The sequence below is a fragment of the Streptomyces sp. MRC013 genome, assembly GCF_023614235.1.
In the GTDB taxonomy this organism is placed as follows: Bacteria; Actinomycetota; Actinomycetes; order Streptomycetales; family Streptomycetaceae; genus Streptomyces.
Genome location: NZ_CP094264.1, coordinates 4,479,919 through 4,496,501, shown reverse-complemented (window position 1 = coordinate 4,496,501; position 16,583 = coordinate 4,479,919). Strand labels below are relative to the sequence as shown.

At 75.8% G+C, this 16,583-nt stretch carries 10 protein-coding genes, 1 tRNA gene and 7 pseudogenes; 11 read left to right on the top strand and 7 right to left on the bottom strand.

Going from position 1 to position 16,583, the window contains the following annotated elements; translation table 11 throughout:
- Positions 1 to 14 precede the first annotated feature (14 nt).
- Positions 15 to 248, bottom strand: coding sequence for a chaplin (locus LUW75_RS20400; protein WP_250336903.1), 234 nt, complete (start codon positions 246 to 248; stop codon positions 15 to 17).
- A 153-nt stretch (positions 249 to 401) separates the two neighbouring features.
- Positions 402 to 1,730: a M20/M25/M40 family metallo-hydrolase gene (locus LUW75_RS20395; RefSeq protein WP_250336902.1), complete on the bottom strand. Its 1,329-nt coding sequence runs from the start codon at positions 1,728 to 1,730 to the stop codon at positions 402 to 404.
- A 168-nt stretch (positions 1,731 to 1,898) separates the two neighbouring features.
- On the opposite strand from LUW75_RS20395, the gene LUW75_RS20390 reads away from it, so the two are divergent.
- Together LUW75_RS20390 and LUW75_RS20385 are read left to right on the top strand one after the other, a co-directional pair.
- Positions 1,899 to 1,986 (top strand) — tRNA-Leu (locus LUW75_RS20390).
- Positions 1,987 to 2,138: 152 nt separating this feature from the next.
- Positions 2,139 to 3,064, top strand: a pseudogene (locus LUW75_RS20385) (pseudouridine synthase).
- Between the two features lie 12 nt (positions 3,065 to 3,076).
- Here the strand turns inward: LUW75_RS20385 and LUW75_RS20380 are convergent.
- Positions 3,077 to 4,541 (bottom strand): annotated as a pseudogene (locus LUW75_RS20380) (amino acid permease).
- Positions 4,542 to 4,926: 385 nt separating this feature from the next.
- Between LUW75_RS20380 and LUW75_RS25020 the strand changes: the two are divergent.
- A pseudogene (locus tag LUW75_RS25020) lies at positions 4,927 to 5,514 on the top strand (ASCH domain-containing protein); the annotation flags it as partial.
- Between the two features lie 332 nt (positions 5,515 to 5,846).
- Here the strand turns inward: LUW75_RS25020 and LUW75_RS20365 are convergent.
- Positions 5,847 to 7,503, bottom strand: a pseudogene (locus tag LUW75_RS20365) (FAD-binding dehydrogenase).
- Between the two features lie 112 nt (positions 7,504 to 7,615).
- On the opposite strand from LUW75_RS20365, the gene LUW75_RS20360 reads away from it, so the two are divergent.
- The 6 genes and pseudogenes from LUW75_RS20360 to LUW75_RS20335 form a co-directional block, all read left to right on the top strand.
- Complete coding sequence (locus LUW75_RS20360) at positions 7,616 to 8,137, top strand: NUDIX domain-containing protein (RefSeq protein ID WP_250336901.1); 522 nt, start codon at positions 7,616 to 7,618, stop codon at positions 8,135 to 8,137.
- Positions 8,138 to 8,146: 9 nt separating this feature from the next.
- The gene (locus LUW75_RS20355; RefSeq protein ID WP_250336900.1) at positions 8,147 to 8,539 is read left to right on the top strand and encodes a YidH family protein; all 393 of its coding nucleotides are present in this window, start codon (positions 8,147 to 8,149) and stop codon (positions 8,537 to 8,539) included.
- A gap of 31 nt (positions 8,540 to 8,570) precedes the next feature.
- Entirely contained in the window at positions 8,571 to 8,885 is a 315-nt protein-coding gene (locus LUW75_RS20350; RefSeq protein WP_250337747.1) for a DUF202 domain-containing protein, read from the top strand.
- Positions 8,886 to 9,143: 258 nt separating this feature from the next.
- Positions 9,144 to 9,440 (top strand): hypothetical protein, encoded by a 297-nt coding sequence (locus LUW75_RS20345; RefSeq protein ID WP_250336899.1) that lies wholly within the window; start codon positions 9,144 to 9,146, stop codon positions 9,438 to 9,440.
- Positions 9,441 to 9,546: 106 nt separating this feature from the next.
- Positions 9,547 to 10,458 (top strand): MBL fold metallo-hydrolase, encoded by a 912-nt coding sequence (locus tag LUW75_RS20340; protein ID WP_250336898.1) that lies wholly within the window; start codon positions 9,547 to 9,549, stop codon positions 10,456 to 10,458.
- A gap of 187 nt (positions 10,459 to 10,645) precedes the next feature.
- Positions 10,646 to 11,332: pseudogene (locus LUW75_RS20335) on the top strand (phosphotransferase family protein); the annotation flags it as partial.
- A gap of 292 nt (positions 11,333 to 11,624) precedes the next feature.
- Here LUW75_RS20335 and LUW75_RS20330 read toward each other — a convergent pair.
- Both LUW75_RS20330 and LUW75_RS20325 read right to left on the bottom strand, forming a co-directional pair.
- Positions 11,625 to 12,221, bottom strand: a complete 597-nt coding sequence (locus LUW75_RS20330; RefSeq protein ID WP_250336897.1) for a TetR/AcrR family transcriptional regulator — start codon at positions 12,219 to 12,221, stop codon at positions 11,625 to 11,627.
- A 79-nt stretch (positions 12,222 to 12,300) separates the two neighbouring features.
- Positions 12,301 to 13,065: an SDR family oxidoreductase gene (locus tag LUW75_RS20325; RefSeq protein WP_250336896.1), complete on the bottom strand. Its 765-nt coding sequence runs from the start codon at positions 13,063 to 13,065 to the stop codon at positions 12,301 to 12,303.
- Between the two features lie 160 nt (positions 13,066 to 13,225).
- Here LUW75_RS20325 and LUW75_RS20320 point away from each other — a divergent pair, with 160 nt between their 5' ends.
- Together LUW75_RS20320 and LUW75_RS20315 are read left to right on the top strand one after the other, a co-directional pair.
- A complete protein-coding gene (locus LUW75_RS20320) occupies positions 13,226 to 14,503 on the top strand; it encodes an exo-beta-N-acetylmuramidase NamZ family protein (RefSeq protein WP_250336895.1) in 1,278 nt (425 codons plus the stop codon).
- Between the two features lie 186 nt (positions 14,504 to 14,689).
- Positions 14,690 to 15,309, top strand: a pseudogene (locus LUW75_RS20315) (hypothetical protein).
- A gap of 279 nt (positions 15,310 to 15,588) precedes the next feature.
- Here LUW75_RS20315 and soxR read toward each other — a convergent pair.
- Positions 15,589 to 16,062, bottom strand: a pseudogene (soxR, locus tag LUW75_RS20310) (redox-sensitive transcriptional activator SoxR); the annotation flags it as partial.
- Positions 16,063 to 16,583: the final 521 nt, after the last annotated feature.

Below are 16,583 nucleotides of genomic sequence, written 5' to 3'. Positions count from 1 at the left end.
GCGTCGGGGACGGCTCAGTCGTTGACGCAGGTGTTGCCGAAGGCGGGGTTCAGCAGCCCGACGACGTCGATCGTGTTGCCACAGGCGTTGACCGGCACGTGGACCGGGGCCTGGACCACGTTGCCGGAGACGACGCCCGGGGAGCCGACGGCCGCCCCGTAGGACTCCGCGTCGGCGACGGCCACACCCGCGCCGGCCAGCATCAGACCGCCGGTGGCGGCCGCGGTCGCGACAACCTTCTTGATCATTCTTCCTCCTAGTTGGCAGTGCGGTCCCAGCCGCGGACCGCACCACCTGTAACGAGGGGGAGGAGGGCGGGCTACGAGGCGACGGTCCTGTTCACCCTTTCCAGTCCGATGTGCACACATGGGCGATTATTGGAGGGTCGTTTCAGCCGACTTTCAGCTCGCGTCGATGAAGCGGTCCAGCACCCGTACGCCGAACTCCAGGCCGTCCACCGGCACCCGCTCGTCCACGCCGTGGAACATCCCCGCGAAGTCCAGCTCCGGCGGGAGGCGGAGCGGAGCGAAACCGAAGCAGCGGATGCCGAGGTCGTCGAAGGACTTGGCGTCGGTACCGCCGGAGAGCATGTACGGCACGGCGCGGGCGATCGGGTCCTCGGCCCGCAGCGCCGTCTGCATGGCGTCGACGAGGGCGCCGTCGAAGCTCGTCTCCAGCGCCTTGTCGGCGTGGACGTCCTCGCGCCGCACGCGCGGCCCGAGGAGCCGGTCGAGATCGGCCAGGAACTCCTGCTCGTACCCCGGCAGAAACCTTCCGTCGATGTGGGCCGTCGCCTGGCCGGGGATGACGTTCACCTTGTACCCGGCGCCGAGCATGGTGGGGGCCGCGGAGTTGCGGAGGGTGGCGCCGATCATCTTGGCGATGCCGCCCAGCTTCTCCAGGGTGCCTTCCATGTCGTCCGGGTCGAGCGGGGTGCCGAGCGCGTCGGACAGCTCGTCGAGGAAGGACCGCACGGTCTTGGTGACCCTGATCGGCCACCGGTGGCGGCCGACGCGGGTCACGGCCTCGCAGAGCTCCGTGACGGCGTTGTCGCCGTTGGTCATCGAACCGTGCCCGGCGGTGCCGTCGACGGTGAGGCGCATCCAGTGCATGCCCTTCTCCGCCGTCTCGACGAGGTACAGGCGCAGGTCCTCGTTGACGGTGAAGGAGAAGCCGCCGACCTCTCCGATCGCCTCCGTGACGCCCTCGAACAGCTCGGGGTGCCGGTCGACGAGGAAGCGGGCGCCGTAGGTGCCGCCCGCCTCCTCGTCGGCGAGGAACGCCAGGACGATGTCGCGGGGTGGCTTGCGGCCGGTGCGCATCCGCTCGCGGACGACCGCGAGGGTCATCGCGTCCATGTCCTTCATGTCGACCGCGCCGCGGCCCCAGACGCAGCCGTCGGCGACCTCCCCGGAGAACGGGTCGTGCGTCCAGTCGGCGGCGTTCGCCGGGACGACGTCGGTGTGGCCGTGGATGAGCAGGGCCGGGCGCGAGGGGTCCTCGCCCTCGATCCTGGCGACCGTGGAGGCCCGGCCCTTGTGGGACTCGAGGATCCGGGGCTCCAGGCCCACCTCCGCGAGCTTCTCGGCGATGTACTCGGCGGCGGCCCGCTCGCCCGGGCCGGAGTGGTCGCCGTAGTTGCTGGTGTCGATACGGATGAGCTCGCTGCAGAGGTCGACGACCTCGCTCCGGGCACCGGGGCCGGGCCTGGTCGGCTTCGACTCGCTCACGCTGGTTCCTCCCGCGTCGTGCTGTCGGTGTGGCTGGTCTGGCGCCATCCTGCTACCGGCGGGGCGCCGGACCAAGGGCGCCACCGGGACGGGGCGTGATCGGGCACGCCGAATGTTTGCTATGGTTTTCCACGTCGGAACGGCCCAGGGCCGCGAGACAGACACCTTGTCCGGGTGGCGGAATGGCAGACGCGCTAGCTTGAGGTGCTAGTGCCCTTTATCGGGCGTGGGGGTTCAAGTCCCCCCTCGGACACCAGCGAAGACCCCAGTGAACCTGGGGTCTTTCTGCTGCCGGGGGTCGACGCGGGAGACCGCGGACCCCGTGGCGGCGGGGCGGCCGTGCGGCGGACCGGTCCCGCGGGCCGCGCACGACGCGGCGGGCCCGGGCCCGTCGGTTAGCGTGGGGACGTGGGGCGTCGGAGGGTGCGCGGGATCGTCGGGCCGCTGGGACAGCGCGGCGGGATCGACGCGGTGCGGGTGCGGTTGCCCGCCGGAGAGTGGGCGAGCCTGCGGGACCACCTCGTCGAGCGGTACGCGCGGGCCGTCGGGGTCGCGCGGGTGGACGCCATGCTCGCCGAGGGGGCGTTCGTCGGGGCCGACGGGCGCCCCGCGGCGGGTGACGAGCCGTACACCCCGGGACGGGTCCTGTGGTTCCACCGGGAGCTTCCGCCCGAGGAGCCGGTGCCGTTCGAGGTGGGCGTCGTCCACCGGGACGAGCGGATCGTCGTCGCGGACAAGCCGCACTTCCTGGCCACGACCCCGCGCGGCCGCCATGTGGCCGAGACGGCGCTCGCCCGGCTGCGGCGGGACCTGGACCTGCCGCACCTGCAGCCCGCGCACCGGCTGGACCGGCTGACCGCGGGGCTGGTGCTGTTCGTCGTGCGGCCGGAGGACCGGGGCGCGTACCAGACCCTGTTCCGGGACCGGCGGGTGCGCAAGGAGTACGAGGCGCTGGCGCCGTACGACCCGGAGGTGGTGCTGCCGGCGACCGTGCGCAGTCACATCGTCAAGGAGCGGGGGTCGTCGCCGCGTACGAGGTGCCGGGCGCCGAGCCGAACAGCGAGAGCCGGATCGGGCTGGTGGAGCGGCGGGGCGGCCTCGCCCGGTACCGACTGGTCCCGGAGACCGGCCGCACCCACCAGCTGCGGGTCCACATGAGCGCGCTCGGGGTGCCGATCCTCGACGACCCGCTCTACCCGGTGGTCCGGGAGGACGGGCCCGAGGACCACGGGCGCCCGCTGCGGCTGCTGGCCCGGGTCCTGGAGTTCACCGACCCGTTCGGCGGCTCGCCCGTGCGGTTCGAGAGCCGGCTGCGGCTCCCCTGGCCCGGGTGAGCCGCCCGGGGGTCAGCCCCGCCGCTCGGCGGCGAGCGCCAGCACCCGCCTGCGGACGAGGAACCAGCCGCCGACCAGGAGCGCCGCGATCAGCGGGAGGCAGTTCACGGTGGTCCGGCCGACGCCGCCGCCCCACCACATCAGGAACAGCACCGAGGCGAGGAACAGCAGGGTGACGATCTGCGTGTACGGGGCCCACGGCAGGCGGTAGGCCGGGCGGACGACCCCGCCCTGCTCGGCGCGCCGCCAGAACACCAGCGAGCAGAGCATGATCATGCCCCAGGTGCCGAGGATGCCGATCGACGCGAAGTTGAGGACGAGCTCGAACGCCTCGCCCGGCATGAGGTAGTTGAGGCCGACGCCCAGGACGCCGAAGGCGGCGGTGAGGAGGATGCCGCCGTAGGGGACCTGGCCCCGGTTCATCAGGGCCGTGAACTTCGGCGCCGAGCCGGCCATCGCCATCGAGCGGAGGATGCGGCCGGTGGAGTAGAGGCCGGAGTTGAGGCTGGAGAGCGCGGCGGTGAGGACGACGAAGTTCATCACGCCGGCCGTGCCGGGGACGCCGAGCTCGTCGAAGACGGTGACGAAGGGGCTCTCGTCCGCCGAGTACGCGGTGTACGGCAGGAGCAGGGCGAGGAGGACGACCGAGCCGACGTAGAAGAGGCCCACGCGCCACATGATCGAGTTGATCGCCTTCGGCATGACCCTCTCGGGGTTCTCGGTCTCGCCGGCGGCGACGCCGCACAGCTCGACGGAGGCGTAGGCGAAGACGACGCCCTGGACGACCAGCAGCAGCGGGAGCATGCCGAGCGGGAAGATCCCGCCGTTGTCGGCGACCGTGTGCAGGCCGGGGGTGTGGCCGCCGACGTCGTGGGAGGTGACGACGAGGAAGATGCCCACGCCCATGAAGACCACCAGGGCGGCGACCTTGACGATGGCGAACCAGAACTCCATCTCGCCGAAGTACTTCACCGAGATGAGGTTCGCGGCGAGGACGACGGCGAGGGCGATCAGCGCCAGGACCCACTGGTCGATGTCGCTGAACATCGCCCAGAAGTGGGCGTACGTGGCGGCCGCGGTGATGTCCGCGACGGCGGTGGTCGACCAGTTCAGGAAGTACAGCCAGCCGGCCGTGTAGGCGCCCTTCTCGCCCATGAACTCGCGCGCGTAGCTGACGAAGGCGCCCGAGGAGGGGCGGTAGAGGACGAGCTCGCCGAGGGCGCGGACGACGAAGAAGGCGAAGACGCCGCAGACCGCGTAGGCGATGGCGAGGGACGGGCCCGCGCCCGCCAGCCGGCCGCCCGCGCCGAGGAAGAGGCCGGTGCCGATCGCCCCGCCGATGGCGATCATGTTGACGTGCCGGGACTTGAGGGCCTTGCTGTAGCCGACGTCGCCGGCGTCGACGTGACGGGGGCCCGGGCGTTCCGGGGGAGCCGGGGCCCGGGGTGGTGCCCGCGGGCGGCGTTCGGTCGCTCATGGGGAGTGGTTCGCCTTTGTGAGGGGATCATGCGGTGCACCGCCAGGGGCCGGGTGGAGGGGGTGGTTCACCGCGGCGGCGGGCATGGGGCACATCGTCACAGCAGCGCGGGGCATTGGCTGTGGCCGGCGTCACATCGAGGGGACGCAAAGTGGGATCTGAGGTGTGTTTGAGATTACGTACCGGTATGGGAGGGGGTAAGAGTGGGTGTCCCCAGGGTGTCGCGAACCGGTACGGAGAGTGAGGAAGCCCCGCTCGCGCGGGTGTCGGGGCACCTCGCCGGGTCGCCTCCGAGCCGGACGCGTCCTGTTCGCGTGCGGCCCGCGGGGACGGGGCGCACCGGGGGCCGTGCCGGTGTCCGGCGGTCGGCGGTCGGCGGTCGGCGGTGCACGGCACCGGGCGGGCCCGAGACGGGAGGCGCCCGGCCCCGTGTCCGTGTGAGGCTACGGCGCACGAACGACCCCAGGGGTTTCCCCCGTACGAACCGGCCCTTCCCGACCCGGCGCACGACCGGCTGGTCGCCGCCGTCCTGACCGGGGCGAGGACGGCGGCCGCCGGACTGCTCGCGGAGTACGGGGCGGCGGGCCGGCCGCTGCCCGCGCCGGGCGCCCGGACTGTGCTGGCCGACTCGGCGGGCCGGGCCGTCGCGGTGGTGGAGGTGACGGACGTGAGGGTGCTGCCGCTCGGTGGGGTGGACCTCGCGCACGTCGTCGGCGAGGGCGGGGGGCACCGCTCGGTGGCCGAGTGGCGGGCCGTGCAGGAGGCGCTCTGGCACGGGGAGGCGGTGCGGACGGCGCTCGGCGACCCGCGTTTCACGGTGGACGACACGACCCCGGTGGTGGCGCAGCGGCTGCGCGTGGTGGACTTCCCCGACCCGGTCGCCGCGGCCGTCGCGGGCGAGCTGCGGCTGCTGGAACCGGCCGTGCGGACGTCCCGGGAGGAGGCGGCGCGGCTGCTCGACCCGGAGTTCACCGAGGTCGGCGCCTCGGGGCGGCGCTGGACGCGGGAGGAGATGCTCGCCGAGCTGCCCGCGATGGGGGGGCGGGACGGCGGACGGCCCCCGCTACGAGGTCTCCGGCATGGCGGGGGTGCCGCTCGCGCCGGGCGTGGTGCACCTGACGTACGAGACGGTCCTGCACGGCCGGCGGGTGCGCCGCTCCTCGCTGTGGCGGCGGGCGGCGGACGGCACGGGGGCGCCCTGGCGGATGTACCACCACCAGGGGACGCCGGTCCCGGACGGCGGGTGAGCCCGCCCCGGCCGCGCCCCGTCCCCGCCGTCGGGGTGGGGCGCCGCGCCCCGGCGGGTCAGGCCACGGCCCGCGCCGCCGCCCGGCCGGCCGCGCGGCCGGAGAAGAGGCAGCCGCCGAGGAAGGTGCCCTCCAGGGCGCGGTAGCCGTGGACCCCTCCCCCGCCCGAAGCCGGCCGCCTCGCCGGCCGCGTAGACGCCCGGCAGCGGTCCGCCCTCCGCGGTGAGGACCCGCGACGACAGGTCGGTCTCCAGGCCGCCCAGCGACTTGCGGGTGAGGATGTTCAGCCGTACGGCGATGAGCGGGCCCGCCTTGGGGTCGAGGATGCGGTGCGGGGCGGCGGTGCGGATCAGCCGGTCGCCGAGGTACCTGCGGGCGCCGCGGATGGCGGTGACCTGGAGGTCCTTGGTGAAGGGGTTGGTGATCTCCCGGTCGCGGGCGACGATCTCGCGGCGCAGCGCCGCCTCGTCGATCAGCGGCTCCCCGGTGAGCGCGTTCATGCCGCGCACCAGGGCGGTCAGGTCCCGCTCCACGACGAAGTCGGCGCCCTTGTCCATGAAGGCCCGCACCGGTGCCGGCACGTCGGTGCGGGCGCGGCCGATGACGTCGCGGACGGACTTGCCGGTGAGGTCGGGGTTCTGCTCGCTGCCGGAGAGCGCGAACTCCTTGCCGATGATCCTCTGGTCGAGGACGAACCACGTGTGCTCGTGGCCGGTCCCCATGATGTGCTCCAGCGTGCCGAGCGTGTCGAAGCCGGGGAAGAGGGGCACGGGCAGGCGGCGGCCCAGGGCGTCCAGCCAGAGGGACGACGGCCCGGGGAGGATGCGGATGCCGTGGCGGGCCCAGATCGGGTTCCAGTTCTCGATGCCCTCGGTGTAGTGCCACATGCGGTCCCGGTTGACGTGGTGGGCGCCGGCTTCCTCGGCGATGCCGAGCATCAGCCCGTCCACGTGCGCGGGTACGCCGGACAGCATGCGCTTCGGCGGGGTGCCGAGCCGCTCGGGCCACTGGGCGCGGACCAGGTCGTGGTTGCCGCCGATGCCGCCGGAGGCGATGACGACCGCCTGGGCCCGGTACTCGAAGGCGCCGGCCACCTCGCGGCTGCTGGCCGTGCCGCGCGGCGCGTCGGACGGCTCCAGAATCTCGCCGCTGACGGTGTCGACGGCGCCGCCGGTGCGGCCGAGGCCGGTGACGCGGTGGCGGAACCCCGTCCGGACGAGGCCCCGGGCGACGCCCTCGCGGACGCGGCGCTCGAAGGGGGCGACCAGGCCCGGCCCCGTGCCCCAGGTGATGTGGAAGCGCGGGACGGAGTTGCCGTGCCCGACGGCGCCGTAGCCGCCGCGCTCCGCCCAGCCCACGACGGGGAAGAAGCGGACGCCCCGCCGGTGCAGCCAGGCCCGCTTCTCCCCGGCCGCGAAGTCCACGTACGCCTCGGCCCAGCGGCGCGGCCAGCGGTCCTCGGGCCGGTCGAAGCCGGCCGTGCCCAGCCAGTCCTGGAGGGCCAGGTCGCGGCTGTCGCGGACGCGCATGCGGCGCTGCTCGGGCGAGTCGACGAGGAACAGCCCGCCGAAGGACCAGTGGGCCTGCCCTCCGACGGACCGCTCGGGCTCCTGGTCGAGGAGGATGACGCTGCGCCCGGCGTCGACGAGCTCGGCGGTGGCGACGAGGCCGGCGAGGCCCGCGCCGATCACTATCACGTCGGCGTCGTAGGCCATGGGCTTCCGTCCTTCTTCCGGGATGATGCGGATGACCGATCTTCCGTACCCGACGGTAACCGCGTCAACCCTCCGAATCGCGAAGCCCCCGGACGACCGGAGAGGACGGAACGTGCACACGTCGCCCGCCGAGGAGCTCCTGGACGTCGTCGACGAGCGGGACGAGGTGGTCGGACGGCTCCCGCGGGGCGAGGTGTACGCCCGCCGGCTGCGCCACCGCTGCGTCCTCGTCCTCGTCCGGGACGCCGCCGACCGGATCTTCGTGCACCGGCGCACCGCGTCGAAGCTCCTCTTCCCGTCGCTGTACGACATGTTCGTCGGCGGGGTCGTCGGGGCCGGGGAGTCGTACGACGCGGCGGCGCTCCGGGAGGCCGAGGAGGAACTGGGCGTGCGCGGCCTGCCCCGGCCGGTGCCGGTCCTGTCGTTCCTGTACGACGACGGGCCGGGCGGGCGCGGCTCGTGGTGGTCGCGGGTGTACGAGGCGCGGTGCGTCCTGCCGGTGTCGCCGCAGGCGGAGGAGGTCGCCTGGCACGCGTTCTGGACCGACGCGGAGCTGGAGCGGCGGCTGGGCGGGCGGACGTGGGTGCCGGACGGGCTCGCGGCGTGGCGGCGGCTGCGCGCGGCGCGCGGTTAGGGTGCGGTCGTGGGTGACTTCGGACGGAGCGTGCGGCTGTGGTTCTCGCCGCAGCGGGTGCGGGAGGAGGGCCGGACGCCGGACTACCGGTTCTCGCTCGCCAACGAGCGGACCTTCCTGGCGTGGCTGCGGACCGGTCTCGCCCTGGTGGGCGGCGGGTTCGCCGTGGACCAGTTCCTGCCGGACCTGCGGTGGGGGGTGCGGGTCGGAATGGCGCTGGTGCTGCTGGGCGCCGGGGCGCTGTGCGCGCTGCGGGCGGTCCACCACTGGGTGCGGTGCGAGCGGGCGATGCGGCGCGGGGAGGACCTGCCGGTGAGCCGCTTCCCGGCGCTGCTGAGCCTGGCGGTGGGGCTGGTGGCGTTCGCGATGGTGCTGGCGGTGGCGGCGGGGTGGACGGGGTGACGGGACGGACCGGGTGGACGGGGTGGACGGGGTGACGGAGGACCCGCGCGACCCCGGCCTGCAGCCGGAGCGGACGCGGCTGGCGTGGCGGCGCACGACGCTGTCGTGCACCGTCGCCGCCGTGCTGGCCGCGCGGCAGAGCGTGTACGGCGGAGGCGTGACGGCGGCCGGGTCGCTGGGGGCGGGGTTCTCGCTGCTGGTGTGGGCGGCGTTCCTGGCGGTGGCGCAGCGGCGGATCGCCGCGCTGGGTCGGGGGCGGCCCCGCGCGCTGGGGGCGCCCGCCGCCGTGGCCGCGGCGGGCTGCACGGTCGCGCTGGCCGGGTTCGCGGTGGCCGTGGTGCTCTGAGCCGCCCGCCGGCGGGCCGGACGGGACGGGCACGGCACGCCCCGGCCGGACGGGACGGGGAGGAACGCGTCCGGGCCCGTGTCGGAGCGGCCGGCCCGGCACCCCCGGTCGGCCGGGGCGGCGGCCGCCGTGCCCCCCGGGCCCGCCGCGGCGGCGGTGACCGGCCGCCGCCACGGGACGGACTCCGCAGAAGGGGACCGATCGGGTGTACCGGGATAGCCTGGGAGTGTCAGCGACCCTTCACACAGAGGTCCCGCCATGACGGCCCCGCACCAGGAACACCAGGCGCACCCCCACGACCACGGCCCCGCCTGCGGCCACCGGTCCGTGGTCCACGGGGACCACGTCGACTACGCCCACGACGGGCACCTGCACCGCGAGCACTCCGGCCACTGGGACGAGTGCGAGCCGGGCGAGCACGTCGCCCACAGCGGCCACGCCCACGAGCACGGCGACACCTGCGGCCACCCGGCGGTCGCGCACGGGGACCACACGGACTACGTGCACGACGGGCACCGTCACGCCGCCCACGACGGGCACTGGGACGACCACTGACCGGAAGGCCGGTCCGGGTGCCCGCGGGCATCCCCGCCCTGTCCCCCGCCGCCCCGGACTGGCAGGCTCTGCACGTCCAGTTCGGCCACGACTCGGGGAGACAGCGATGCCCGCGACCGATCCGTACACCGTCCAGCTCGCGTCCGACGTGTACGCCTACGTCCAGCCGGACGGCGGATGGTGCCTGAACAACGCCGGGTGGATCGGCGACGGCACACGGACCGTCCTGATCGACACCGCGGCGACCGAGCGCCGGGCGCTGGCCCTGCGCGGCGCGCTCCTCGCCCACGGCGCCGCGCCGCCGGACACCGTGGTCAACACCCACCATCACGGGGACCACACGTACGGCAACTGCGTCTTCCTGCCCGGGGCGACCGTCGTCGGGCACGAGGAGTGCCGCCGCGAGGTGCTGGCGGCGGACCGGCAGCTGCACCTGCTCTGGCCGCGGACCGACTTCGGCGACATCCGCGTCACCCCGCCCTCGGTGACCTACCGCGACCGCATGACCCTGCACGCGGCGGGCACGGAGGTGCGGCTGATCCACCCGGGCACGGCCCACACCACGGGCGACACGATCGTGCACCTGCCGGAGCGGGGCGTCGTGTTCACCGGGGACCTGGTCTTCCACGGCGGGACGCCGTTCCTGGCCACCGGATCGCTGCGCGGGTCGCTGCGGGCCGTCGGGCTGCTGCGGTCGCTGGACGCGGAGACGGTCGTGCCGGGGCACGGGCCGCTCGCGGACCCCTCCGTGTACGACGAGACGGAGGCGTACCTGCGGTTCGTGGCCGAACTGGCGGAGGACGGGCACGCCAGGGGGCTGACGCCGCTGGAGGTGGCGCGCCGCGCGGATCTGGGCGTCTTCGGCGAGCTGCGCGAACCGGAGCGTCTGGTGGCCAACGTCCACCGTGCCTACGCGGAGCTGGAGGGGCTGCCGGAGGGGTCGCCGCTGGACGTGGCGGCGGTGTTCGGGGACATGACCGCGATGAACGGCGGCCGGCCGGTGGCCTGCCACGCCTGACGGCGTCCGGCCCGGCCCCGCGGTCCCGGTGCTCCGGCACCGGTGCGCGGACGGGCGCGGCGGTCCGTCCGCACCCGCCGGGCCGGCCCGGGGCGCCGGCCCGGGGGTCGGAACCGCCCGTGCCGGGTGGGCGGCGTGCCTGCCGGCCGGTCGTGGCGCCCGGGCGATCCGCACCCCCTGCCGAGAGGTGCGCACCACGAGCCCCGCCCCGCCGCCGGGCCTCGACCCCGAGCGGTTGCGCGGGCTGCTCGACCGCGAGCTGCCCGGGCTGGTGGGCGCGCCGCTGGAGGCCCGGCTGATCGAGGGCGGCCGCTCCGACCCGACGTACGCCGTCACGGACGGCACCGGCCGGTGGGTCGTCCGCCGCCCGCCGCTCGGCCACGTCCTGGCCACCGCGCACGGCATGGGGCGCGAGCACCGCGTCCTGAGCGCCCTGCGCCCGACCGCCGTGCCGGTGCCCCGGCCGGTGCTGCGGTGCGAGGACGAGTCGGTGCTCGGGGCGCCGTTCCACGTGAGGGGGTTCGTGCCGGGCACCCCCTACCGGACCGCCGGGCAGCTGGCCCCGCTGGGCGCCGAGCGCACCCGGGCGGCCGTGCTCGGCCTGGTCGACACGCTGGTCGAACTGCACGCGGTGGACCCGCGGGGCGCGGGCCTCGGGGGCTTCGGGAGGCCGGACGGCTTCCTGGAGCGGCAGCTGCGCCGCTGGGGCGAGCGGCTCGCCGCCCCGCGCGGCCGCGAGCCGGCCGGGATCGGCGAGCCGCACGCCGCTCTCCGGCGCGGCGTGCCCGCCTCCCCCGCCGTCGCCGTCGTCCACGGCGGCTACCGCCTCGGCAACGTCCTCCTCGGCGACGACGACCGGATCACCGCCGTCCTCGTGGCCGCGCGCACCGGGCGGAGTGGTCGCGACTGCCGGCGCCGGGGACGGCGCGGCCGATGGACGCGGTCGGCGACCGGGGCGCCCGCGCCGGGATCCGGGCCGTCCGGTCGCCGCGCCGCGCACGGTCGCGGAGGCCGTCGGCCGGGCGGTGCGGCCGCAGGGGGGGCGGGCGGTGCGGGCCGGGGCGCACCGGCGGCCGCCGGCCCGGCGCGGTCCGAGCGGTGCGCCCGAGGGGCCGGGGCGCGGGCCGGGGCGGCGCGGCGACCGGACGGCCCGGTCCGGTCCGGGACTACGGGCGCAGGGCCCGCAGCAGGAGGCCGGCGAGGTGGTCGGCGACCTCCCGCGGGCCGAGCGGACCGTCGGGGCGGTACCAGGTCGACAGGTGGTGCACCGACCCGAAGTGGTAGTCGACGACCAGGTCGGCGGGGGTGTCCGTGGAGAACACCCCGGCACGCTGGCCCTCCTCGACGAGGGCGCGGAACCGCTCGTGGTAGCGGCGCCGCTCGGCGCGGACCTGCCGGTGCTTCTCCGGGCTCAGGTGGTGCATGGAGCGGAAGAAGATCGCCGCGTCGTCGAGGTTCTCGATGGTGGTGACGACGACGTCGGCGGCGGCGTCCCGCAGCCGCTGCTCGACCGGCGCGTCGGCGCCCGCGAAGGCGTCCAGCCGCTCCTGCTGGAGGCGCAGCACGCGGGCGTACACCTCGTGCAGCAGGTCCTCCTTGGAGCCGAAGTAGTGGTAGAGGGCCCCTTTGGTGACCCCCGCCGCCTCGACGATCTCCTGCACGGAGGTGCGGGCGTAGCCCTGCTCCGCGAAGAGGCGGGTGGCGGCGGCCAGCAGTCTGCGGGGGACGGGGGCGACCCCGTTCCCGTCCGTCGTCCTGGTCATGTGTCGCCACGTCTCCTCGTCGTCCGGTCGGCTGGTCGGCTGGTCGTGCGACCGATCCTCTCACCGGTCCGGGCCCGTATCACCGTCCGGTCGCCTCCCAGGTGCGCTGGATGCGGTTCATGCCGTCGAGCCACCGCTCCGGCCCGGCCGCGCGCGCCCGGTAGTAGCCGGCCACCTCGGGGTGCGGGAGGACCAGGAACCGGTCCTCGGCCATCCCGGCGAAGAGGGCGTCCGCGACGTCGGCGGGGTCGATGGCGGTGGGTGCGAGGACCAGTTCGCCGGCCGATCCGGCGGCGGTGAGCATGTCGGTGCGGACGCCCTGCGGGCAGATCGCGTGGACCTTGATCCCCCGGTGCCGGTACGTCAGGGACAGCCACTCCGCGAAGGCGTACGCGCCGTGCTTGGTGACGCTGTACGGGGCGGCGCCGACCATGGTGAGCAGGCCGGCCGCCGAGACGGTGGAGACGAACCGGCCGGCGCCCCGTTCCAGCCAGCCCGGCAGCAGCGCGCGGGCGGCGCGGACGTGGGCCATGACGTTGACGTCCCAGGCGGCGGCCCACACCTCCTCGTCGGCGGAGACGTCGCCGGGCGAGGCCAGCCCGGCATTGGCGCAGTAGACGTCCACGGCGCCGCCGAGCGCCTCGCGGGCCTCCTCCACCACGGCGGAGGCGTCGCCGGGCACGGGGACGCCGCCGATCTCGTCGGCCACGGCCCTGCTCCGGGCCCGGTCGAGGTCGTTGACGGCGACCCGGGCGCCCTCGGCGGCGAACCTGCGCGCGAGTGCGGCCCCGATCCCGCCGCCCGCGCCCGTCACGATCACCCGCGCACCCTGGAACGTGCTCATGCGACCGCCCTTCGTCATGCCTGCGCCGACCGGGCCGACCGTCGAGGACCGGCCGCCCGACGGGCAGACTAACCGGTTGGTATGTCCGCCGGGAAGGGACGCCGGGCTAGCCTGCGAGGTCCTGTGCCGGAGCGTGACGGAACGATCACGGAGGTGGCCGATGGGCGTGTCCAGACGGGGTCTGCTGGCGGCGGGCGGTGTGCTGGGGGCCGCCGGGGCGACCGGGAGCGCGGCGGTGGCGGTTCCCGGAACGGCCGCCGGGGCGTCCGCGGCGGCGGCCCGCGGGGGGCGGCGGGTGCGGACCGGCTTCGAGCGGCTGGCGGCGGACGGGTACGCCGCGCTCGCCGGGCAGCGGGTGGGCGTGGTGACCAACCCGACCGGGGTGACCGCCGAGGTGCGGCACGTCGTGGACGTGATGCACGCCGACGACCGGGTGCGGCTGGTGGCGGTGTTCGGGCCGGAGCACGGCTTCCGCGGCACCGCGCAGGCGGGCGGCTCGGAGGGGCGGTACGACGATCCGGCCACCGGGCTGCCGGTGTACGACACGTACGGCAGGAGCGGGCGGGCCCTGGCGGACGTGTTCGCCGCGGCCGGGGTGGACACGGTCGTGTTCGACGTCCAGGACGCGGGCGCGCGCTTCTACACCTACATCTGGACCATGTACGACTGCATGGTCGCCGCCGAGCTGGCGGGCAGGCGGTTCGTCGTACTGGACCGGCCCAACCCGGTCGGCGGGCGGGCGGCGCTGGGGCCGGTGCTGGACCGGGCGTACGCCACGTTCGTGGGGCGCGAGCCGATCGCGCAGGTGCACGGGATGACCGTGGCGGAGCTGGCCCGGTTGTTCAACGGGGAGTTCCTGGCGCGGCCGGTGCGCCTGGAGACGGTGCGGATGGCGGGGTGGCGGCGGCGCGACCTCTTCGACGCGACGGGGCTGCCGTGGGTGCCGCCGAGCCCGAACGTGCCGACGCCCGACACGGCCCTCGTGTACGGCGGCACCTGCCTGTTCGAGGGCACCAACCTGTCGGAGGGGCGCGGCACGACCCGGCCGTTCGAGTTGCTGGGCGCCGAGGGCGTGGACCGGCGGTGGGCGGAGGCGGCGAACGCGCTGGAGCTGCCCGGGGTGGTGTTCCGGGAGGCGTACTTCACGCCGGTGTTCTCCAAGTTCCAGGGGAGGACGGTCGGCGGGGTGCAGCTGCACGTCCACGACCGGGCGGCGTTCGACCCCGTGCGGACCGGGATCGGGCTGCTGGTGACGGCGAAGCGGACGTGGAGCGGCTTCGCCTGGCGCGCCGACCGCTGGATCGACAAGCTGACCGGCTCGGCGACCGTGCGGACGCTGATCGACGCGGGCGCCGGGCCGGACGAGGTGGCCGCCGCGTGGGCGCGGGACCTGGCGGCCTTCCGGGCGGTGCGCGAGGAGTACCTGCTGTACCGCTGAACCGGAACGCGCCTGTCCGGCCGCGGGGGTGACGGCCCGTCACGCGCCCGCCGGCGTCGTGCCGGGCCCCGCCCCCGCACCCCGCGCGGGGTGGCGGGGACCCATTCGATTTTCGATGGATCCGGAACGGGCACCCGTACGTCTCTTCAACGACGCCGAAGTACCAGTGACGGAGGTGGCGGAGCGATGGCCGGTTTCCGGAGTCTCGCCAGACAGGTTCGTGACCCGAGGTGCGACGTGGCGCTGCGGCGCTACTCGCTGCGCAAGTGCCTGGAGCGGTTCGCCCCGTACGGGCACCGGGCGACCTGGGACCACCTGTGCCGGCGGCACGGGTTCGGGCACGAGGACCGGGACCTCGATCCGGCGCGGCTGGTGGCCGCGCTCGACGAGGTCGAGGAGGCGCGGGCCGTGTGGCTCGCCTACGAGCGGCGGTTCGCGGAGCGGCGCCGCCGGGAGAAGCACCTGGGGCTGCGCTCCCCGGGTCCGATCGACGACTGGCACCGGCTCACCTGGGGCGGCAACGGCGTGGCCCGGTGCGTCGACCCGGCGGTCCATCCGGACCTGCCGCTGGCCGAGGCGCTGCGGCGGCTGATCGCGGCCCTGGAGGCGGGGCGGGGCGGCCGCTGCCCGGTCTGCGGCGGGAGCCGGTTCGCGTGGCGGTGGGACGGCCTGGACGAGGCGTGCGGACCGGTGTGCGGGGGTGCGGGGTGCTCGTGCCCGCGCCCGTGCTGTCGGACGAGGCGCTGGCGGCGGCGCGCCGCCGGGCGCGGGCGGACGCCGCGCGGGAACTGGCGGCCGTGGGGTGAACCGGGCGGGTCCGTCCGGTCTCCTCGCGCCCGGCGGGTCCGCCGTACCGGCTCGGAGGGCGGGCCCGTACGGCCGACGCCCGACGGCGCGTGACGCGGGCGGCGGCCCGGGCGGCTCCGCCGGGGCTCGGGCACGGGGACCCGGCGCCCCGCGAGGACCCGTGCGGCGCGCGACGCCGGGGCGGGTCCCGCGCCCGGTCCGAAAGGGCGGCGCGGGGTACGGGCCGGGCCCACGCCCGTGCGCGCCCCCCGCCCTGATCGCTCCCCCGGCCCGCGTGCGTCCTCCCCGCGCCTGCGGGGGCCCTCCGGAAGCAGGCGGGATCCGGTCAGGCTCTCGCCGAACGCGTCGTCCGGGTTGGACAGGACGCAGGTGTCGAGGGAGAGGCACCCGCAGCCGATGCAGTCGGTGAGGTGGTCGCGGAGCCGGGCGAGCTGCTCCATGCGCGCGTCCAGTTCCGCACGCCAGGCGCGGGAGAGCCGCGCCCAGTCCCGGTGGGTGGGCGTGCGCTCCTCCGGCAGCTCGGCGAGGGCCTGCCGGACGGTGGCGAGGGGGATGCCGACGCGCTGGGCCGCGCGCACGAAGGCGACGCGCCGCAGCGCGTCCCTGCTGTAGCGGCGCTGGTTGCCGCTGGTGCGCCGACTGGTGATCAGGCCCTTGGCCTCGTAGAAGCGCAGGGCGGAGACGGCCGCGCCGCTGCGGGCGGAGAGCTGGCCGACGGTCAGTTCGTGGATCTTCTCCGGGATCTGCGGCACCCCCCGCACCCTACTGGTCCGCCGACGGGGGAGACCGCCCCCACCGTGCCGGGCGAGCACTCGGACATGGCCGTGGTCCACGGGACCGGGAGCGGGGGCGGGGGCGGGGGCGGAGCCGGGGGTCTCCGCCCCGGCCGGCGGGCCGCGGTGGGCGAGCGACCGGGGCACGGCGACCGGCCGGGGGCGGACCGGTCTGTTCGCCGGCGCCACCGGGGGCCGCCGGTGGATCCAGGTCGACCGGGAACGGGCGGCGTCCGGCCCGTTCGGGACGACCCTCGCGCACGGCTGTCCGGCCCCGTCCCCGCTGCCCGTGCCGGTGCCGCGGGCGGTGCGGGCGGAGGGGGCACGGACCGGGTGCGCCTCCCGGCACCGGTGACGGCCGGGTCGCGGGTGCGGGCGACCGCCGTCGTGAAGGCGGTCGAGGAGATCGCCGGCGGGCGCGGGCGCTCCCGTGGTGACGGTGGAGCGCGGGGGCGGCGACGGGTCGGTGTGCGCCTCCGGGCCGGTGTCCCGCTTCCTCC